Origin of the sequence: Streptomyces sp. NPDC050759 (assembly GCF_044456945.1) — a bacterium.
Lineage (GTDB): Bacteria > Actinomycetota > Actinomycetes > Streptomycetales > Streptomycetaceae > Streptomyces.
The window spans coordinates 369,432-389,123 of the sequence record NZ_JBITGI010000003.1 but is presented as its reverse complement, the minus strand read 5'-3'; the positions used below and the strand labels follow the sequence as shown (position 1 = coordinate 389,123).

The following is a 19,692-nucleotide window of genomic DNA, read 5'->3' as shown; positions in this document are numbered from 1 at the left end:
CGGTCACTCCGCGGGCCTTTGCGGTCAACGGCTCTCGGCCACGACCGGGTTGCGCAGAACGCCGATGCCCTCGATCTCGACCTCGACCTCGTCTCCGGGACGGATCGGCCCGACACCGGAAGGCGTGCCGGTCATGATCGCGTCTCCGGGCAGCAGCGTCAGGTAGCGGCTGAGGTAGCTGACGAGGTCGGGGACGGCGAGCAGCAGGTCGGCGGTGCTGGCCGACTGCATGACACGGCCGTTCACACGGGTCGTCAACGACAGTGCGGACGGGTCGAGTTCCGTGGCGATGACCGGCCCGAGGGGAGCGAAGGTGTCCTGGCCCTTCCCGATCAGCAGCGTTCCGTATGTGCTTTCCTTGCGCTGCACGATGCGGTCGCTGACGTCATTTCCGCAGGTATAGCCGAGGATGTACTCATGAGCCTCGGAAGGCTTGACATGGCGGGCTTCCTTTCCGATGACCACGACCAACTCGCCCTCGAAATGGATGAGTTCGCCATCCGTCGGATAAATGATGGCGTCCCCCGGCCCCACCACCGCCGTGCTCGGCTTCATGAAGCACACGGGAACCTCCGGAATCTCACGGTCGGTCTCGTCGACGTGTGAGGCGTAGTTGTACGCGAACCCGTAGATCCGGGGTTTCTCGACCGGCGGGAGAATGACGACGTCGCTCACTTCGTCGACGTGTCCCGCACGGGACAGCCCCGTAAAGGGATCGCCCTCGAATCGGGCGATGGTGAGGTCACCGGGTTCGAGTTCTCCGTAGTGACGCACACCGCCGACGGCATACCTGACGATCCGCACGGACACCTCCGCACTTTGGGCAGCCATGGGCGGCTGCACGGCCCATCCAGCAATGCTAACGTTAGCACAATGGGTGTTGCCCGAGCTCGCCACCCCACTCCCCGACCACGCAGCGCAACATGAGTGCTATCGTTGGCATACAGAAAGTGACGACCGCGGGACCAGTCAGCCGGAGGGGACGCTCACGTGATCACGACCAGGGACATCGCCGAGCGCCTCGGGATCTCCGTCTCGACGGTCGGCCGGGCGCTCGCCGACGACGCGCGCATCAGCGAGGAGACCAAGTTCCGGGTCCGCCAGACCGCTTCCGAGATGGGCTACGTCGGCAACCGGGCGGCGCGGATGATGCGCGGAGCGTCCAGCAATGTGGTCGCGCTGGTGATCCCCGACATCCGCAACAGCTTCTACTCGACCATCGCGCACGAGCTCTCCAGGAACATGGCGGCCGAGGGCTACCAGTTGATGCTCTCGGAGACCGACGACGACCGGATGGTGGAGCTGCGTCATCTGCGGGAGCTGTCCGCGAACCGCGTGGCCGGCGTCATCATCGTGCCCACCGCGCGTCCGCACAGCGAGTCCGTCAAACTCCTGCGCGCCGTACCGCACCTGCAGTTGCTGCGCCGCCACCCCTCGCTCGGTTCCCAGTGGTTCGGTGTGGACGACCGCGAGGCGCTGCACCGGGCCACGGCCCACCTGGTGGCGCTGGGACACACCCGCATCGCCTACCTGGGCGGCCCCGAGGAGCTGCCCACGGGTGCGGAGCGTCTGGGCGGCTTCCGCGCCGCCCTTGAGGAGGGCGGCCTCGCGGACGACGCCGGACGCGCCGAGCTGGGGCCGCCGTCGTCCGTGCACCACGGGCGCGAGGCGGTGCGTCGGCTGCTGCAAGGGCCGGCCGCTCCCACCGCACTCGTGCTGGGATCGATCCAGCTCACCCTGGGCGTTCTGGAGGAGCTGTCCGCGCAGGGCGTGAAGGTGCCCGGCGAGCTGTCCGTGGTCGGATTCGGGGACGAGCCCGGCTTCTCCTGGTGGGGCCCCGGGCTCACCACGATCGGCCTGCCGATCCAGGAGATGGCGACCAGCTGCGCACTGTGGCTTCTGCGTCGCCTCAAGAACGAGCCGGACAACGACGTCCCGTACACGTCGGTCTCCCCTGGAGCACTGATTCTGCGCGGCAGCACGGCACCTCCCGACGGAAAGGTTCCGTCCAGGTTCGCCTGAGCGGGTCGCACCGCGACGGCCCTGCGCGTGAACATGAAGGTGCCCGGAGCGCAGCGCTCCGGGCACCTTCATGTTCACGCGTCGCGTCAGTGGGCTCCGCTGCGCAGCCGACGCATGACGGTGGCGGTGCGCGCGAGTTCCTCGAGCACGTGCCCGGCCGCCACCTCGTGAATCTTGCCGGGGCGGAAGGCGCCGTCGTCGACCTGTTCGTTGACGAAGGGGATGCTCACCGCCGGCCCGATCGGCAGCATCCTGAGGTTGGCCACGACCTGCTTGGCCATCTGCACCGCCCGGGTGCCCGCAGAGACACCGCCGTAGCTGACGAACGCCGCCGGTTTGTGCTGCCACTCCACCACGAGGTAGTCCCACGCGTTCTTCAAGGGGGCCGGAAAACCTCCGTTGTACTCCGGGGTGACGAACACGAACGCGTCCGACGCGTCGACGATCCGGCTCCAGGCACGGGTGTGGCTCTTCGTGTACTGCCTCAGAGCGGGCGGATGCGGCTCGTCGTAGAACGGCAGGTCGAGTTCGCGCAGGTCGACCAGGTGTGATGCGAACTGGTCGCACTCGGCGGCCTGGGAGGTGAACCAGTCCGCGACGGATCTGCCCACACGTCCGGGACGCGTGCTGGCCACGACCGTGGTCAGGGTCATGGGCGCCATCGAGGGCTCGGATGTCATGTCGGGCTCGCTTTCCTGTCGACCGCGATCGGCCCGCCACTGCAGCAGGTTGTGCGAACGATAGCATTGGCGCCGCAACGGCCTGGACACAGGCAAACGAACAACGCAAGAGAGTGGGACACCCCTCACCCCTTGACAGGACGAGGCACAGTTCGCACGATTGCGCTATCGATAGCACGGCGCCGCACCGATTCGGGTGTCGACGCCAGAGGCCGGTCCGCTCGACCGTCCGACTCCGAAAGGTCGCACCGCAATGACAGACGCGCGGATCGCCAAGCTCTACGGCCGCAGGGTGTGGGACTCCCGCGGGCGGCCGACCGTCGAGGTCGAGGTGCACCTCGCGGACGGAGCGGTCGGTCGGGCCATCGCACCGGCCGGCGCCTCGACGGGTCAGGGCGAGGCGCTCGACCTGCGGGACGGCGGCTCCCGGTTCGGCGGACTCGACGTCCGTCGCGCCGTCGGTTCGGTCAACCAGGAGATCGCGCCCGCCCTCCTGGACCTCGACGCGATCGACCAGGAGGCCGTCGACCGGCTCCTGGTGAACCTCGACGGCACCCCCGACCGCAGCCGCCTGGGCGGCAACGCCATCGTCGCCACGTCCATGGCGGTGCTGCACGCCGCCGCCGCGTCGGCGGGCGTACCGCTGTGGCGGCACCTGTCGGGCGGTCGGCCGGTTCGCATCCCCCTGCCGGAGATCCAGATCTTCGGCGGCGGCGCCCACGCGGACCGTCGCGTGGACGTCCAGGACTTCATGGTCGTCTGCCCCGCGGCACGCAGCTTCTGCGAGGCCCTCGACTGGACGGCGGAGATCTACCGGGCGGCCGGCAGCCTGATGCGCAAGGCGGGCAAGGCACAGGGCGTGGCGGACGAGGGCGGCTTCTGGCCCGCGTTCGACTCCAACGAGGAGGCGCTGGAGACCTTGACCCTCGCCATCGAGACCGCCGGCTTCACGCCGGCCACGCAGGTCGGTATCTCGCTGGACATCGCGGCCTCACAGTTCGGCACCGGTGGGCGCTACGCGCTGGCCCTGGATGACCGCGCCCTGGACACCGCGGCGCTGATCGACATGCTCGGCGGCTGGATCGAGCAGTACCCGATCCTGTCCGTCGAGGACCCGGTGGGCGAGGACGACCACGAGGGCATGGTGGAGTTCACCCGGCGATTCGGCCACCGCTGTCAGGTGATCGGCGACGACTACCTGGTCACCAACGCCAAGCGCGTCGAGGCGGCGGCCACCAACGGTGCGGCGAACGCCGTCCTCGTCAAGCCGAACCAGGCGGGCACGGTCACCGAGGCCCACCAGGCCCTGCGCGCCGGAAAGGACGCCGGCTTCGCCACCATCGTGTCGGCCCGCTCCGGCGAGAGCGAAGACATCACCATCGCGCATCTGAGCGTCGGATGGGACGCGGGCCAGCTGAAGGTGGGCTCCTTCACACGCTCCGAGCGCATGGCGAAGTGGAACGAGGTTCTGCGCATCGAGGAGGCCCTCGGTGATTCCGCGGAATTCAGCGGCTGGTCCGCCTTCACATTCGCCGATTCCACCCGTTCCGCGGCCAAGCCGTAAAACAGCCCAAAGCATTACAGTCATCGAAATCAAGAGCCGAACCGGAGCACGGAGTCCAGCATGCTGCCACCCGTCAATCTGCGACCGAGTTTCAACATCACCCGCTCCAGTCATGTCCGGCTCACGGTCGCGGACCTGGCCGAGAGCCGGAACTTCTACGCGAGCGCCCTCGGGCTCGTCGTCAGCGACGAGGACGAGCGCACCTGTTATCTCCGCGGGCTCGCCGAGGCATGCCACCACAGCCTCGTCCTGGACCTGGACGAAGAGGGTGCCGGTTCCTGTCAGAGGATCGGTTTCCGTGTCTTCCTCGACGAGGACCTCGACATCGCCTACGCATGGTTCCGCGACCGGGGGCTGCCCGCGGAGTGGGTCGACATGCCGTACCAGGGCCGCACCCTGCACGTCAGCGACCCGGTCGGTACACCGCTGGAACTCTGCGCGCACATGGAGACGCGCCCGAGGCTGCACATCGACTTCGAGCACTACAAGGGCGCCCACGCCCAACGTCTGGACCACTTCCAGACCTTCGCGCCGAACACCTATGAACTGACCGCGTTCTACGGCGAACTCGGCTTCCGCAACTCCGAGTACCTGGCACACGGCGACACGCTGCTGAGCGCGTTCATGTACCGCAAGGGCACGTGCCTGGACCTCGCGATCGTGGAGAACACCGGGCCCGCCCTGCACCACTTCGCCTACACCGTGTCCGAGAGCCGCGACATCTTCACCGCCTGCGACTGGGCGGGCATCCTCGGCTACGGCGAAGGGGTGGAGCGGGGTCCGGGACGGCACGGGCCGGGCGGGATGCTCTTCACCTACCTCCGCGACCCCGACGGTCACCGGGTGGAGGTCTTCAACAGCCACTACCAGACCATCGACACCGAGGTGGAGCCGGTCCGCTGGGACGCGGGATCGCTGAGCACCAACGTGCGCTGGGGGCTTCCCGCGCTGGAGAAGTGGTACTTCGAGGCCTCGCCCTTCGTGGGAGTGAAGCAGATCCCGCCGGCCCAGGTGCCGCAGCCCATGACTCTCGAGCGGTACCTGCTCGAGCAGTCCGCCCACTGACCCTTCCGTCCCCCGAGGAGACGACATGGCACGCGTTCCCTACCTGCGCCGCGAGGACGCGGACGAGGCGAACAAGCCCCTGTACGACCGGCTCGAAGCCGAACGCAAAGTACCGACGGCGAACATCTTCCTCGCTCTCGCGGGCGCGCCCGAGCAACTGGACGGGTTCCTGACCTACGCCAACTCACTGCGGGCCGCCGACCTCAGCCCCAAGCTGCGTGAGCTGGCCATTCTGACCGTGGGGTACGCGACCCGTTCCGCCTACGAGGTCGCACACCACCAGTCGCACGGACTCAAGGCCGGACTCACCGGGGAACAGCTCGCGGCGGTGGCCGACTTCGAGTCGTCCGAGCTGTTCGACGCGACGGAAAAGGCGGTCATGCGCCTCGCGAAGGAGTCCACACTCCACGTCGATGTCTCCGAAAAGACATGGCGTGCCGCCGCCGATCACCTGACGGACCGGCAGATGGTCGAACTGTCGTTGTCCATCGCCTGGTACAACTCCGGCGTCCGCATCATGGGTCTGCTGGACATCGACCTTGAGGACAATTACCCGAACCCTTTCCAGAATTCATAGCTCTCGGCACCGTACTGCCCATCAATACCGGAGTATTTCAATGGCGAAGATGCTCGCTGCACGACTGCACAAGCTCGGTGAGCCGATGTCCGTGGACACCGTAGACGTGCCCACCCCCCGGCCGACCGACGTGCTGGTGCGCGTCAAGGCATGCGGAATCGTGCCGAACATGGCCAACGTGATCAACAACTGGCCCTCTTGGTACCCGCACCAGCCGCTGCCGAAGCTGCCCGCGATCTTCGGCCTGGACCCGGCGGGCGTGGTCGAGGCGGTCGGCGAGGCGGTGCTCAACACCAAGCCCGGCGACCGGGTCTATGTGAGCCCGCTGCGCTCCTGCGGCAGCTGTCAGGTGTGCCGCGGAGGCGAGCTCAGCCGGTGCCGCTACTTCACCCTGAACGGTTACTTCAGCACCTCCCGCGACGGCCGGCGGATCTTCGACCTCTACCCGTACGGCGGGTTCTGCGAGTACATGACGGCGCCGCAGCACTCGATCGTCAACATCCCCGACAACATGACGTTCGAGCAGGCCGGCAAGCTCGGCTACATCGGCACCTCCTACAGAGCCCTCAAGTACGCCGTGGCCGGCCCCGGCCAGGTCGGGCTGATCGACGGAATCACCGGCACCCTCGGCGTCGCCTCCACCCTGCTCGCGCTGGCGTCGGGCGTCTCCAGGGTCCTCGGCACCGGCCGCAACGAGGAACTCCTCAAGCGCGTCAAGGAACTGGCCCCGGACCGGATCGAGGTCATGCGGCTGGGCGAGGGATCCACCGGTGCGTGGGCGAAGTCCCGCACCGGAGGCGAGGGAGCGGACTTCGTCATCAGCGCTCTGGGCGCCAAGGCCCCGGTGGAGACGATGCTGGATTCCATGGAGGGCGTCCGCCGGGGCGGCAGGGTGGTCAACGTCGGGGGCGTGGCCGACCGGTTGCCCGTGGACGTGAAGTGGCTCATGGACGAGCAGGTCCACCTGATCGGCTCCAACTGGTTCTCCACCGCGCAGGGCCAGGAGGTCGCCGACATGGTGGCCACCGGCGCCCTGGACCTGTCCTACCTGGTCACCAAACCCTTCCCGCTGTCCCAGGTCAACGAAGCGATCTCGGGACGCGCCACGGATCTCGACGGCGGATTCAGCAACTACGTCGTGCTTCCCTGAGACCGCCGAGGGTGTTCGCACCCGTACCCATTGCCGTGCTCTCGTCGGTACAGGCCCAGCAGGACGGAGGAGCCGGTGGAACTGCGCTGGCTGGAATCGTTCGTCGTCGTCGCGGAGGAACTGCACTTCGCGCGGGCGGCGGATCGTCTGCACCTCGCACCGTCGGCACTCAGCGCCCAGGTCAGGGCGCTGGAGTCACACCTGGGTGTGCGGCTGATCGACCGGGGGCGACGCACCCGCCCGGCGCTGACCAGTGCCGGGCAGTTGTTCCTCGAAGAAGCGCGGCTGACCCTCGCACAGGCCGCCCGAGCCGTGGCCGTGGGCCGGCGGGCAGGTCGCGGGGAGCTGGGGCACGCCCAGATCGCGTACGTCGCCTCGGCCGCGTTCTCCGGGGTGCTCACCGATGTCCTCACCCGGTGCGCGGCCCCCGGCACCGATCTGACGGTGCAGGTGCGCGAGTTGGAGACACCGGCCCAACTTGAGGCACTGGCCTGCGGTGACATCGACGTCGGCTTCCTGCGCTGGCGCCCGGAGTACCCGCCCGAGGTCACGGCCACCTGCCTGCTCAGCGAGGAGGTCGTCCTGGCACTGCCGGCCGGCGCGCCCCTGGCGGCGTACGAGACGATTCCCGCGGCCATGCTGCGCGACGAGAACTTCGTGGCCCCGCACTTCGACGAGGAGTACGGCTGCCGCGACCAGATCCTGGAAGTGGCCGAGCGGGGAGGCTTCAGCCCCCTGTGCGCTCCCCCGGTGCGGGACTACGTCGCCGCGCTGACGCTGGTGGGCGGTGGTCTCGCGGTGGCCCTGGTCCCCGACTCGCTGCGGCGTGTGCACATCCCCGGGGTGGCCTACCGTCCGCTGGCGGACGTATCGCTCACCACCCGGCTGGTCGGTGCCTACCGCAGGGGTGAGACCTCGCCCGCGGTGCGCGGCGTGATCCGCCGGCTGCGGGAGGCCGCGGCCTCGACGGCCGCCGGCTGAGGCCCGCGCAGCGCCGCGTGGGTCGGCCGGTCAGCGTCGAACAGGCGCATGTTTGTGCGCGGATGACGCACTGTTTTCGCAGGTCAGAGTGGGTATTCCGGTCTACGCTCAACACGGAAGCACACACCGTGGCGGCGTCGGTCGACCGCCGCCCGACGGAGGGACAGGCGGAGAAGCACATGACAGCGATCAAGCACGTGGGCATCGTAGGCGCGGGCCAGATGGGCCGCGGCATCACCGAGGTCTGTGCACGGGCCGGGCTGCGCGTCACGTTGTGCGACGTGACCGTGGACAGAGCCCGGGCCGGGCTGGCGGGTGTGGCGGACTCCCTGCTCAAGGCGGAGAAGCGCGGTGCGATCGCGCCCGAGGACCGCGCACTCGCCCTGGCCGGGGTCTCGGTCACCGACGATCTGTCCCGCCTGTCGAGCGCGGACCTGGTGATCGAGGCCGCCGTGGAGGACGAGCAGGCCAAGGCCGAACTGTTCCGGCAGCTGGACAAGGTGGTCACGAACCCGGCCGCCGTACTGGCCAGCAACACGTCCTCCATCCCCATCGCCAGGCTCGCGGCGGTGACCGGCCGGCCGGAGGCGGTGGTGGGCCTGCACTTCTTCAACCCGGTTCCCGTCATGCCGCTGGTCGAGGTGATCCCCTCGCTGCACACCTCCAAGGCCACGGAACTGCGGGTGCGTGCCTTCACGGGCGAGATCCTGGGCAAGAAGACGGTCGTGGCGCAGGACCGCGCGGGTTTCGTGGTGAACTCCCTGCTGGTTCCGTACCTGTTGGCGGCGGTGCGGATGGTGAGTTCGGGTACGGCGACGGCGGAGGACATCGACACGGGGATGACCGCCGGCTGCGCGCACCCCATGGGCCCGCTGCGTCTGGCCGATCTCATCGGGCTCGACACCGTCGCGGCGATCGGTGAAGCACTGTACGAGGAGTACCGGGAACCGCTGTACGCCCCGCCCCCGCTGCTGCGCCGCATGGTCGAATCGGGGCTGCTGGGCCGTAAGTCAGGGCAGGGGTTCTTCAGCTACCGGGCGGCCTGAGGGCTACGGCGGGCCACATGTGGGCGTGCGTTGGGGGCTACCGAGAACAGGTCGCCCACCACTCCGTGGTCGGCCACACCGAAGACCGGCGCCTCCGGGTCGATTGGTGGGGTGAGCCCGGGACGGTCGCCCGCGGGCGGGGCGTGGCGGGCGGTCACGCGGGCGGATGCCGCCGGGGTCGACCGGCGCCGGGACGAGCTGGTGTTCCACCGTCTCCACGGGATGTTCCTCCGGCTCGAAGGCGCCGGCCGCAGGGCGATCACCGGTACCCCGTGGGTGACCTCGGAGCGTACGGTTACGACCCGCCGAAGACGATCTGGGTGACCACCCCGGAGGCGTCCAGGTCGACCGCGTCGATCAACAACCCGCTGTCCAGTCGCGCGGCGAGACGCCCGGCCACCTCCTTGTCTCGCGCTCGGCGGCACCCGCCCCGCGCCCAGGTCGAGTTCGCGTACGTGGGTGAGCTGGGGCAGGCCGAGCAGGTCCGCGACGATGGCCGGGACCCGCACTGGCCTGTCCGTCGGTCGCCGCGTTGCCGGCGAGGACCAGGTCCACGTCCGCCACGCCCTGGCGGTGGTCACCACATCGGCGTCCTGAAGCCGGTCGTCGCAGATGTGGATCCCACGGTCAGCGCCCATCGCCAGGGCCTTGCGGATGGCGTCGAGAGCCGAGTCGGGTCCCATGGACACGACGGTGACCTCGGCATCCGTCGTCCTTGCGGCCGGGGCGGTCAGCGGAACGCCGGGTAGCCGGTGATCGCCTGGCCGATGACCAGCGTGTGCATCTCGCTGGTGCCTTCGTAGGTGAGGACGGACTCCAGGTTGTTGGCGTGGCGCAGCGGCGAGTACTCCAGGGAGATGCCGTTGGCGCCGAGGACGGTGCGGCACTCCCGCGCGATCGCGATCGCCTCACGGACGTTGTTGAGCTTGCCGACGCTGATCTGCTCGGGACGGATGCGGTGCTGGTCCTTCAGGCGGCCCAGGTGCACGGCGAGCAGCGCGGCATTGCCCACGGCCACGGTCATGTCGGCGAGCTTCTTCTGGGTGAGCTGGAAGGCGCTGATCGGCTTGTCGAACTGGACCCGGGAGTCGGCGTACTCGATGGCCGCCTGGATGGAGTCGCGCGCGGCGCCGACCGCGCCGAACAGGATGCCGAAGCGGGCCTCGTTCAGGCAGGACAGCGGTCCGCGCAGGCCCTCCGCGAGGGGCAGCCTGGCCGAGTCGGGCAGCCGTACGTTGTCGAAGTACAGCTCCGAGGTGATGGACGCACGGAGCGACATCTTCTGCTTGATGTCCTGGGTGGTGAAGCCCGGGGTGCCGCGCGGTACGAGGAAGCCGCGGATGCCCTCCTCGGTCTGCGCCCAGACGGTGGCCACATCGGCGATGCCGCCGTTGGTGATCCACATCTTGGAGCCGTTCAGGATCCAGTCACCGCCGTCGCGGACGGCCCGGGTGCGCATCCCGGAGGGGTTGCTGCCGAAGTCGGGCTCGGTCAGGCCGAAGCAGCCGATCGCCTCACCGGCGGCAAGCCGCGGCAGCCACTCCTGCTTCTGCTCCTCCGAGCCCCACTTCCAGATGGAGAACATCGACAGCGAGCCCTGCACGGAGACGAAGCTGCGGAAGCCGGAGTCGGCGGCCTCCAGCTCCAGACAGGCCAGCCCGTAGCTGACCGCGTTCGTCCCGGCGCAGCCGTACCCTTCGAGGTGCATGCCGAGTACGCCCAACTTGCCGAGTTCCGGGGCGAGTTCGCGAGCGAAGTGGGCGTTCTCGAACCATTCGCCGATGTGCGGGCGGACCCGGTCCGCGAGGAACCTGGCGACGGTGGCCTGAATCTCGCGCTCCTCGTCGGTGAGAACCGAGGCGATGTCGAACAGCTCGAGGGGGTCCTTCAGCGGCTTGGCGCTCATGTCGTGCTCCTTGTGTTCAGGCTCGGATAAAGGGGTGGTCGAGTATCTGTGCGGTGTGCTGGCCCAGGCGGGGCGGGGCGAGGCGGTACCGAGCCGGGGTGCCACTCAGCCCGATGGGATGCGCGACCTGGCGGGAGAGGGTGGTTTCCTCTCCCTCGGCTGCGGCCAGGGGGATGTCGACGAGGCCGGGAAGGCCGAGCCGGTGGGCGAAGGCGAAAGCCTCGTCGAGGGTGTTGACCGGTCCGGCGGGCACCCCGGCCGCCAGCAGGACGGTGGACCAGTGGTCTGCGCCCGCAGCGGCGAGCCGCTTGGTCAGGACGTCCCGCAGTTCGACGCGATGAGCGACCCGGTCGGCGTTGGTGCGGAAGCGGTCATCGAGAGCGAGACCGGGATCCCCGACGACCTCCGCCAGTGCCGCGAACTGCCGGTCGTTGCCCACCGCGAGGGCGATCGGCCGATCCGCGGTCGGCAGGGTCTCGTACGGGGCGATGCTCGGGTGCGCGTTGCCCATGCGGCCGGGAACCACACCGGCTACGGCGAAGGCCGAGGCCTGGTTGACCATGGCCGACAGCAGCGAGCCGAGCAGGTTCACCTCCACGAGCTGCCCTTCGCCGGTGGCGTCCCGGTGCCGTAGAGCGGCGAGGATGCCGAGCGAGGCGTGCAGTCCGGTGATCACGTCGACCAGGGCCACGCCCGCCTTCACCGGTTCGCCGTCCGCGGTCCCGGTCACGCTCATCAGTCCGCCGACTGCCTGCACCAGCAGGTCGTAGCCGGGGATCGCGGCGCCCGCGCCGCTGCCGAAACCGCTGATCGAGCAATAGATCAGCTCCGGGTGCCGGGCACGGAGTTCGCGATGACCGAGTCCCAGCCGTTCCATCGTGCCGGGACGGAAGTTCTCCACCACGACGTCGGATTCGGCGATCAGGGAGCGGGCCTGTTCGAGGCCGGCCCGGGTGGTGAGGTCCAGGACGACGGACCGTTTGTTCCGGTTGACGCTCAAGAAGTACGTCGAGGTGCCGTCCTGGTCCGCCGGCGGGTGCCAGGACCGGGTCTCGTCCCCGATGCCCGGGCGCTCCACCTTCACCACATCGGCGCCGAGGTCGGCGAGGAGCATGGTGGCATAGGGTCCGGCGAGAACCCGGGAGAAGTCGGCGATGCGCAGCCCGTGCAGCGCGGCGCGCTCTGCTGCGTCGCTCACCACCAACGCTCCAAGGACATTGCACGGTAGGTGAGTTCGACGAGGGGAAGGCCCTGCTCGCGAGGGGCTACGGCCCGCACGACACGTACCCTCGCCCCCACTCCGGCCACGGCAGGTTCTGTGCCGGCGATCTGACAGACCAGGGTGAAGCCCTCGTCCATCACGACGAACCAGGTGTGGAGTGGCGATTGGCCGATGCGGCGCACGAGGGCACCGGCACCCGTGCTGCGCTCCCGCTTGAAGGCGGTGGAGCCACAAGCGCGGCAGAACGAACGGCGGTAGGCCGCGGTGCCGCACCAGAGGCAGCTCTGGAAGAGCAGTTCGCTGCGGACCTCCAGCGCGGACGGGTCGGCGGTCGTGGCCACGGCAGGCAGGTCATGGCCTGTCCGGAACTCGTTGGGTCCACGGCTGTCTGTCTGAAGCATCACAGCCTCCTGTACTCACTCCGGTGGCCGGAAACGGGCGATCGGAGTCCGATATGGCTCCCTCACCCTGGCCCGTCCGCGAATCGCTGGTCAACGACGAGCTGACGCATCTTTGTGCGTCGAAAGCGTTCTGTTCACCACGCCCGAATGCACCGGGGCACGCTGAGGCGGCGCGATACTCGTCAGGCATATGCCAGCAGTACCACCCCCTTGATGGACGGCACGCCATTGCGGCATTCGACGTAGTGCTCGTCGCCCCGCCGACCGGTCCGCTTCCGTCAAGGCAGTCAGCGACAACAAGGACTGGCGTACGACACACAGACGGCCGAATTCCAGGGAAAGGGAATGGTCAGCACACAGATCGCCATCGTGCTCGGCGGCGCCTGCCTGCCGCACGTCACCATGCGGATGTACACCGCGGGCAACGCCCGCCAGGTACGGCGCACGATGTCCTGGGCGGTGTCCTCGGTCGCCCTGTTCATGCTGGTGATCACCGTCATCGGCCTCGGCACCACGGCGCTGGTCGGCCGCGAGCGGATCACAGCCGCCGACCCGCACGGCAGCACCGCCTACCTGCTGGGGGCGCGCGCCGTGTTCGGACCCGACGTCTCCCGCCCCGAGAGCCTGGTGTTCAGCACCGTCACCACGGCGATCTTCCTGACCCTCCTGGCGTCCGTCGCCGGGATGACGCTCGCCTGCGCCAACTCCCTGGCGCACGACGTCGCCGCCTCCCGGCACAGTGGGATGCCCGCCCTGCGGGAGATGACCCTGGCGAGGGCCGGCGCGCTGATCGTCGGCGTACCGGTAGTACTGCTGGCTGCCCTGGCCCAGCACCGCAGCCTTCAGTCGCTGGCCACCCTGTCCTTCTGCATGGGTGCCTCCGCCATTGCGCCCGCGCTGGTCTACTCGCTGTTCTGGCGACGCTTCGGCAAGTCCGGGCTGCTCAGCACGCTGATCGGCGGTTCGGTCGCAGTCCTGGTCCTGATGTCGGGCACCCGGCTGGTGTCCGGCTCCCCGGCATCAGCGTTCCCGGAAGCCGACTTGAACTGGTTCCCGTTCACCACGACCGCCCTGGTCTCGGTACCGGTGGGCTTCGCCTGTGGCTGGCTGGGCACCGTCCTGAGCGGACGCCGCAGCACCCGTCGTGCACGCAAACGGTACGCCTGCATCGAGCAACTGATCCTCGCCGGACCTCCGCAGGGCCGCCCGAGCTGGAGCGACAACGACTAGAACTCACCTCCTCATCCGGGGTCGGGCCGAGCTGGACTTCGTCGACGGCATCCCGAACGAATACCTCCAGCCGGCTGCCCGTGCCTCGCGAGGCACGGGCAGCAGAATCCGGGCCCACTTCCTCTGTACGGCTGTCAGCCGCACGTCAGTGTGGGTACCGCCCAGTCGCCGTGGTCGTTGCCGTTGCCGTCACCGCCGTCGCCGACCTTGAGGTCGATCACCTGGGCGCCGCTGACGTCGACGTCGATGGGCACGGCGGCCTGGCGGCCGCTGATCGTCGGCGTGGTGACCAGCGTTTTACCGTCGGCGATCACGGAGAAGGTGACCGTACCCGCGCCGCCCGTCTCGTCGTCGACCCCTACCTGCGCCGTCAACCGCGAGCAGTTTCCGGCGAGGTAGAGCTGGATGTCGCTGAGCGCGTTGGTGCCGAGGCCCTTGGTGTAACCCACTCCGCCGATACTGATCGCACGGCCGTCCCCGGCCGCCTGCTCGCCGACGCTGCTGTCACGCTCCACCGGACCCCATCCGTTGGTGGAGGACAGGAACGGCAGGTCGCTCACAGCGCTCTTCCCGGCCGGTGGCGCCGGTGGTATCCCGCCGATGACGCGCTCGTCGACACCCGTGGCCTGCCGTCCGTTCTGCAGGTAGTGCACCGTGGTGGTCAGTGCGGAGGCGGAGGGCAGATCCCCGGTCGGTGGCTGGACCTTCCACGTGAAGGTTGCCGATCCGCCCGACTGCAGGCGCTTGAGGGACATGGGGCTCGTGGCGCTCACGCTCCAGCCGTCGGGTACGGAGAGCGAGGCCGTCAGCCGGGACGCGGGCGGTGCGCCCTTCGGCACCCGCACGGTCGTCCGGGCCGTGAACGCCTCTCCCGGCTGGGCGGTGTCGGGCACGTCCAGGGTGACCTCGGCTCCCGGACGCTTCGGCATCGCGTACTTCCGGGAGTCGTAGCGCGGGCTGTCGTTCTGCGCCACGCGCAGGGACGAGGCGTAGTTGCCGTAGTCGGTGAGCGCGACCTTGCCGAGGCCCCCGGTGCTGCCGTCCAGGTTCCACACGGCGATGGCGATGCTGTTGCGGCCGTTCGGGTTCAGGATTCCGTTGGGGACGGGGAACGTGTGCTGCGGGCCGAGGTAGTTGACGTAGGTGCCGACCTGCCAGCCGTTCACGAAGATCGTGGCACGGTACTTGCGGGACGGGTCGTCGGTGAACGTCAGGCCCAGTGAGGTGTCCTGGCCGCGGGGCAGGTCCAGAGTGGCATCGGTGCGGTACCAGGACACCCCGGGGCGGGTGTCGGTCGTCGGCAGGGTGACCCGGTTCCACTTGCCGTCCGGGTAGCCCGGGAGGGACCATCCCGCCCGCTCGCCGTACAGGCCGCCCGTCGAGAGCGGGCCGCGCACCGTGTCCTGCAGGTCCTCGCCACCGCGTACACCCTGGAGCCGCCAGGTGACGGAGGTCAGCGGGGCTCCGACCAGGGAGGCGCTGGTCAGGCCGCGCGCGGTCTTGTTGCCGTTGGTGGAGTTGTAGTCCTCCTCGTGCCCCATGTTCACGGTGAGCAGGGAGAGGACGTTGTCGCCCTTGGACGTGACCGAACCGGCCGGGAAGGTGAAGTCGGCGCCGCCCGTGGTCGAGCTGCCCAGGAAGGTGCCGTTGAGCCAGGCGGAGAACGCCTGTGCGCCTCCGCCGGAGTCCGAGACCAGGTGGATGCCGGTTTCCTTGCCGGTGGCGTGGAAGCGGCCGCGGTACCAGGTGTTGCCGGTGTGGAAGCCGTAGTCGTCCGCGTAGAGCACCGGCAGCTTGTTGATGCCCGAGACACTGTTGGTGGTCGTCCTGTCGGCCACCTGCCAGCTGGTGTCGTCGAAGCCGGGAGCCGTTTCGGGGGACTCCTCGGCATGCTTCCAGTTCGTCAGGGCCGGCAGGTGGATCGCGGCGGCCGTCGGGATCGTGCCGGTGAGGCTCCGGGTGTCGGTGGTCCTGGTGTCCACCGGCCGGCCGTTCCAGGTGACGCGGCCCGCGGAGGTGAACACCTCGATGTTCTTGCCGTCGGCGTTGTCACCGGTCAGCGCCACCGTACGGCCGCCGTTCAGGCTGGTCGCCGTCCGCAGCAGGTGCGTGCCGCGCACCAGGACCGGGCCGGTCGCGGTGTCCTGACGCCAGAACGTCTTCGCGGTGGCCTTGTCGCCCACGAGCAGCAGCAGCGGGCGCTGTCCGGCGCCGCTGACGCTGATCCGGATCAGGCCCTTGTGGGTGTAGTTCAGCCGCAGGTCACCGGTGGCCGGGTCCCAGGTGCTCGTGACGGTGCCGCCGCTGGTGGTCACGGTGGGCTTGGAGGAGTAGCGCAGGACGGTTTCGCCGTCGCTGTCCTGGTCGCCGTAGAGCACGGCGAGGTCCCGGTCGCCGATGGTCGCGCCGGTCATGATCTCCGAGGTCGTGTACTGCAACTGCGCGTCCCCGAGCCGGTAGTTCGCCACGATCACGTGGGAGTCGCGTCCGTCGAGTGTGATCGCGGTGCCCGGCTGCTGGGGGACGACCGGGTAGGTCGGCTGCGCGGCGGCGTCACCCGTCGGTACGTCGATGGCGTCGATGGCCACGTAGTTGTCAGTGGACCCCGAGCTGTGGGTCCCGGAGACGACGATCTTCAGCGTGTGCGCCCCGGGCGTCAGGCCGGTCTTCTGGAAGACCACCGCCTGGTTCTCGCTGCCGGAGTCATCGACCGTCGCCACCTTGGTGCCGTCCAGATAGACGTCGGCGTTGCCGTGGTTGTTCGTCTTCGAGCCGATCCAGCGGATCGCGGTGCCGTCGAAGGGGACGGTGAGTGAGTCACCGGCCTTGTTGGAGAACGACTCCGTCTTCTTGTAATCGCCGCCCGTGTAGCTCTGGTTGGCCACGTGCGACCACGAACCGGCGTACTGGAGAGCGGAGTCGGGGTCGTCCCAGGTGTAGGTGGTGTCCCCGGCCGGCTGGGCGTTGAAGTCCAGCGAGATGTGGGTTTTGTCTACCGCCGTGGACGTGGAGTTGCCGTGCCGCAGCACATGGAACTGGGTCTTGGTGTCCGGGTTCATCCGGGCGGTGTCGACGACCGCGGAGTCGTCCGGTGGCGTGGTCCTGATCGCGTCGGTCTTGGTCAGCGGGGCCACCGACTGGGTGAAGTACCCGATCAGCTTGTCCTCGTCGTACTTCGGATCGAGCTGTCGGGTCTCACGGATCGCGGCTCCGTAGTCGTACGACGTGTAGTTCTGCGGCATGCTCAGCCAGCCCCAGTTGGTGCCGCCGTAGGTCATGTAGAAGCTCTGCGCCGTCGCACCGACCGCGATGTTCTGCTTGTAGAACACGTTGGCGAACTGATCGTTGATCAGCTCGGCGCACTTGTCGTAACCCGGACCGCCCCAGGGGTCGAAGGCGCCGCCCTGGAACTCCGGGGAGTAGAGCGGCTTGCCGGCGGGGTGGTCGTAGCTGATGTCGGGGACGCCGTTCCACTTCGAGGGATTCGAGCAGTCGAAACCTTGCGGGTAGGAGTCGGGGCCGTCCACGTCCAGGGCGCCGGCACCGGAGTTGAAGGTGCCGTTGTTGTTGCCGGTCAGCGGCACGGTGATGCCGTCGGCGCGGGCCTTGTCCTCGAGGTGCTGCATGTAGGAGCGGGAGGAGGCGGAGCCGTTGTAGTACTCGTTCTCGACCTGGTAGGCGATGACCGACCCGGTGCCGTTGGTGAGTTGGTGCCGGGCGATGACTTTGTCGATCTGCGTCAGCCATTCGTCGGCGTACTTGAGGAACCGCGGGTCGTCGCTGCGGTTGTTCTCGGCCTTGGTGGTCAGCCAGCCGGGCAGGCCGCCGCTGTCGACCTCCGCGTTGATGTACGGCGCGGGGCGCGCGATCACATAGAGCCCGGCTTCCTCGGCCATGTCGAGGAGCTTGTCGACGTCACGTACCCCGGTGAAGTCATACACGCCCGGCTTGGGCGAGTGGTATCCCCAGTCGAAGTACAGCGAGGTGGAGTTGAAGCCGGCGGCCTTCATCTTCTGGAAGATGTCCCGCCACAGGTCCGGGCTGGGAAGCCGGAAGTAGTGGAACTCGCCGGACCAGAGGTAGGTCCGCTTGCCGTCGACGAGGAACGAGTAGCCGTCGAGAGTCACCGTGTGCGCCTGCGCGTTGGCGGCGGGTGGGGCGGTGGACGTCGGCGTGCCCGCCTCCCGCGCCGTGGCGGGCGCGGCCATACCCACGGCCAGGGCGATGGTCGCGGCCGTCGCGATGACGGCCCTCCACCACCCACGACGACCGGGTCTCGCGGTCTCCGAATCGGTCCGATTCGCTCGCACTGCGGCCTCCCTCTCGCCTGAGCGATCAGCATCAAACAGACTCAGGCAAAGTCGAACAGTAGGGGGGCAGTTGGCTCAGCACAATGGGGCGGGAGAAGACGGGCGGGGCGGTGGGGGCGAGTGAAACGCCGGGCGGCTGTCCAAGGGAGGCCGTTGCATGCTGCGCCGCGGTCCGGCGCGGGGCTCGACGACTGCGGGTGACGGCCTCGCAAGGTCGGCCCGGGCCGGTCAAGACCCGGCCGTTCGTCGCTCGAACACCACCTCCCGGGCCGTACCGAGCGCTGTCGCCACCGCGCCGAGGAGCACCGCGTCCTCACCCAGCCGACTGGGGGCGAGCTTGGGGCGCAGCGGGGTCAGGGCTTTGAGGTTGTCGCGCACCGGCTTCAGAAGGAGGTCCACGCTGTGGCCGACTCCCCCGCCGAGGACCACGAGATCCGGGTCGAGCACGGCCGCCGCCACGGCCACCGTGTGGGCGATGCGCTCGCCCTCCAGCCGAACCGCTTGGACCGCGGCGTCGTCTCCGTGCCGGGCCGCGTCGAACACGGCCTTCGCGGTGAGCTGTCCCCGCATGCCGAACCGGCGCGCCGCCTCCACGACCGCCACGCCCGACACCGCGTCCTCCAGCCGCTCCGGCTTCTGCTGCCCGGGCCACGGCAGGAATCCGATCTCCCCGGCCAGACCGTGCGCCCCCGTGAACAGCCGCCCGTCGCTCACCACTCCCATGCCGAGACCGGTACCGATGAGGATGTACGCGAACAGCCGGCTGCCCGCCCCGACGCCGTACGTGTACTCGCCGAGCGCGGCGAGGTTGGCGTCGTTGTGCACCTCCAGCGGGACGCCCAGTTCCTCGCGCATCCGGTCGAAGAGCCCGGCACGCCCCCAGCCCGGCAGGTGCATCGCGTACCGCACCCGGCGGTGCTCCTCGTCGTACACACCGGGCGTGCCCACCACCGCGTGCACCACCTCGTCCGCCGCCATGCCCGAACCGGCGACCACCTGCCGGGCCGTGGACACCACCAGGTCTGCCATCGCACCCGAGCTGCGGGCCTGGTTGCGTACGTCGGTGCGGGCGACGACGGTGCCGTCCAGGTCGGCCACGGCGACCCGCAGCCAGCTGCGGCCGACGTCGATGCCGAGGACGTGACCGGCCGCCGGATCGGGCGCGTACAGCACCGCCGTACGGCCGCGCTCGGGTACGTGGGTGCCCACCTCGCGGACGAGTCCGGCCGACTCCAGTGCGGCGAGGGCGCTGGAGACGGTCGGCTTGGACAGACCGCTCTCCCGGGCGAGCTGCGCCCGGGACGCGGGGCCGGCCGCGCGCAGCCGCTCCAGCAGCAACCGCTCGTTGGTGCTGCGCAGCCGCTGCCGGTTCCAGGGCTGCTCTTGCTGCTCTACGACGTCACCGGCGGCCATCGCACCATTCTCACGCACAGAAGCCCCCTCTTGACGCATCAAGTAAGGCTCCTTAACTTTATCGGCCAACAGACACCGGATACCGGCCCGCACGCCGCGTCTCACCCCCTTCGCGCCTCACCCCC

Annotated in this window: 14 protein-coding genes and 2 pseudogenes; 8 read left to right on the top strand and 8 right to left on the bottom strand. The window is 69.0% G+C overall.

Translation table 11 applies throughout. The annotated features are described in order from the left end of the window. Window positions 1-24: 24 nt before the first annotated feature. Complete coding sequence (locus ACIBJB_RS11705; protein WP_398929168.1) at window positions 25-897, bottom strand: fumarylacetoacetate hydrolase family protein; 873 nt, start codon at window positions 895-897, stop codon at window positions 25-27. A 93-nt stretch (window positions 898-990) separates the two neighbouring features. Here ACIBJB_RS11705 and ACIBJB_RS11700 point away from each other — a divergent pair, with 93 nt between their 5' ends. After that, window positions 991-2,022, top strand: coding sequence for a LacI family DNA-binding transcriptional regulator (locus ACIBJB_RS11700; RefSeq protein ID WP_398929166.1), 1,032 nt, complete (start codon window positions 991-993; stop codon window positions 2,020-2,022). 86 nt (window positions 2,023-2,108) lie between these two features. Here ACIBJB_RS11700 and ACIBJB_RS11695 read toward each other — a convergent pair whose 3' ends face one another. Then, on the bottom strand, window positions 2,109-2,702 hold the full coding sequence (locus ACIBJB_RS11695; RefSeq protein ID WP_398929164.1) for an NADPH-dependent FMN reductase: 594 nt from the start codon (window positions 2,700-2,702) through the stop codon (window positions 2,109-2,111). A gap of 253 nt (window positions 2,703-2,955) precedes the next feature. On the opposite strand from ACIBJB_RS11695, the gene eno reads away from it, so the two are divergent. From eno to ACIBJB_RS11665, 6 genes are all read left to right on the top strand, one after another. Next, window positions 2,956-4,266: a phosphopyruvate hydratase gene (gene eno, locus ACIBJB_RS11690; protein ID WP_398929162.1), complete on the top strand. Its 1,311-nt coding sequence runs from the start codon at window positions 2,956-2,958 to the stop codon at window positions 4,264-4,266. A 60-nt stretch (window positions 4,267-4,326) separates the two neighbouring features. Further along, on the top strand, window positions 4,327-5,331 hold the full coding sequence (locus ACIBJB_RS11685) for a VOC family protein (protein WP_398929160.1): 1,005 nt from the start codon (window positions 4,327-4,329) through the stop codon (window positions 5,329-5,331). Window positions 5,332-5,356: 25 nt separating this feature from the next. Next, window positions 5,357-5,908: a carboxymuconolactone decarboxylase family protein gene (locus tag ACIBJB_RS11680; protein ID WP_398929158.1), complete on the top strand. Its 552-nt coding sequence runs from the start codon at window positions 5,357-5,359 to the stop codon at window positions 5,906-5,908. Between the two features lie 49 nt (window positions 5,909-5,957). Next, window positions 5,958-7,058: an alcohol dehydrogenase catalytic domain-containing protein gene (locus ACIBJB_RS11675; RefSeq protein WP_398929156.1), complete on the top strand. Its 1,101-nt coding sequence runs from the start codon at window positions 5,958-5,960 to the stop codon at window positions 7,056-7,058. Window positions 7,059-7,133: 75 nt separating this feature from the next. Next, entirely contained in the window at window positions 7,134-8,039 is a 906-nt protein-coding gene (locus tag ACIBJB_RS11670; protein WP_398929154.1) for a LysR substrate-binding domain-containing protein, read from the top strand. A 179-nt stretch (window positions 8,040-8,218) separates the two neighbouring features. Continuing rightward, on the top strand, window positions 8,219-9,085 hold the full coding sequence (locus tag ACIBJB_RS11665; RefSeq protein ID WP_398929152.1) for a 3-hydroxybutyryl-CoA dehydrogenase: 867 nt from the start codon (window positions 8,219-8,221) through the stop codon (window positions 9,083-9,085). A 623-nt stretch (window positions 9,086-9,708) separates the two neighbouring features. Here the strand turns inward: ACIBJB_RS11665 and ACIBJB_RS11660 are convergent. The 4 genes and pseudogenes from ACIBJB_RS11660 to ACIBJB_RS11645 all read right to left on the bottom strand — a co-directional run. Next, a pseudogene (locus ACIBJB_RS11660) lies at window positions 9,709-9,768 on the bottom strand (hypothetical protein); the annotation flags it as partial. A 47-nt stretch (window positions 9,769-9,815) separates the two neighbouring features. After that, window positions 9,816-10,991: an acyl-CoA dehydrogenase family protein gene (locus ACIBJB_RS11655; RefSeq protein WP_398929150.1), complete on the bottom strand. Its 1,176-nt coding sequence runs from the start codon at window positions 10,989-10,991 to the stop codon at window positions 9,816-9,818. Window positions 10,992-11,007: 16 nt separating this feature from the next. Next, complete coding sequence (locus ACIBJB_RS11650) at window positions 11,008-12,189, bottom strand: CaiB/BaiF CoA transferase family protein (RefSeq protein WP_398929148.1); 1,182 nt, start codon at window positions 12,187-12,189, stop codon at window positions 11,008-11,010. Then, entirely contained in the window at window positions 12,186-12,614 is a 429-nt protein-coding gene (locus ACIBJB_RS11645) for a zinc ribbon domain-containing protein (RefSeq protein WP_398929146.1), read from the bottom strand. Before ACIBJB_RS11645 ends, ACIBJB_RS11650 begins: the two co-directional genes overlap by 4 nt. Window positions 12,615-12,959: 345 nt before the next feature. Here ACIBJB_RS11645 and ACIBJB_RS11640 point away from each other — a divergent pair. Next, window positions 12,960-13,844, top strand: a pseudogene (locus ACIBJB_RS11640) (cation acetate symporter); the annotation flags it as partial. Between the two features lie 134 nt (window positions 13,845-13,978). Here ACIBJB_RS11640 and ACIBJB_RS11635 read toward each other — a convergent pair. Further along, window positions 13,979-18,154 carry a beta-galactosidase gene (locus ACIBJB_RS11635; RefSeq protein WP_398929144.1) on the bottom strand — a complete coding sequence of 1,392 codons (4,176 nt, stop codon included), beginning with the start codon at window positions 18,152-18,154 and terminating at the stop codon, window positions 13,979-13,981. Between the two features lie 228 nt (window positions 18,155-18,382). After that, window positions 18,383-19,567, bottom strand: coding sequence for an ROK family protein (locus ACIBJB_RS11630; protein ID WP_398929142.1), 1,185 nt, complete (start codon window positions 19,565-19,567; stop codon window positions 18,383-18,385). Between the last annotated feature and the right edge of the window lie 125 nt (window positions 19,568-19,692).

Coding starts and splice junctions, on each gene's coding strand:
- ACIBJB_RS11675 (WP_398929156.1), top strand. CDS start 5,958: ATGCTCGCTGCACGACTGCACAAGCTCGGTGAGCCGATGTCCGTGGAC.
- ACIBJB_RS11665 (WP_398929152.1), top strand. CDS start 8,219: ATGACAGCGATCAAGCACGTGGGCATCGTAGGCGCGGGCCAGATGGGC.
- ACIBJB_RS11645 (WP_398929146.1), bottom strand. CDS start 12,614: ATGCTTCAGACAGACAGCCGTGGACCCAACGAGTTCCGGACAGGCCAT.
- ACIBJB_RS11680 (WP_398929158.1), top strand. CDS start 5,357: ATGGCACGCGTTCCCTACCTGCGCCGCGAGGACGCGGACGAGGCGAAC.
- ACIBJB_RS11655 (WP_398929150.1), bottom strand. CDS start 10,991: ATGAGCGCCAAGCCGCTGAAGGACCCCCTCGAGCTGTTCGACATCGCC.
- eno (WP_398929162.1), top strand. CDS start 2,956: ATGACAGACGCGCGGATCGCCAAGCTCTACGGCCGCAGGGTGTGGGAC.
- ACIBJB_RS11685 (WP_398929160.1), top strand. CDS start 4,327: ATGCTGCCACCCGTCAATCTGCGACCGAGTTTCAACATCACCCGCTCC.
- ACIBJB_RS11630 (WP_398929142.1), bottom strand. CDS start 19,567: ATGGCCGCCGGTGACGTCGTAGAGCAGCAAGAGCAGCCCTGGAACCGG.
- ACIBJB_RS11695 (WP_398929164.1), bottom strand. CDS start 2,702: ATGACATCCGAGCCCTCGATGGCGCCCATGACCCTGACCACGGTCGTG.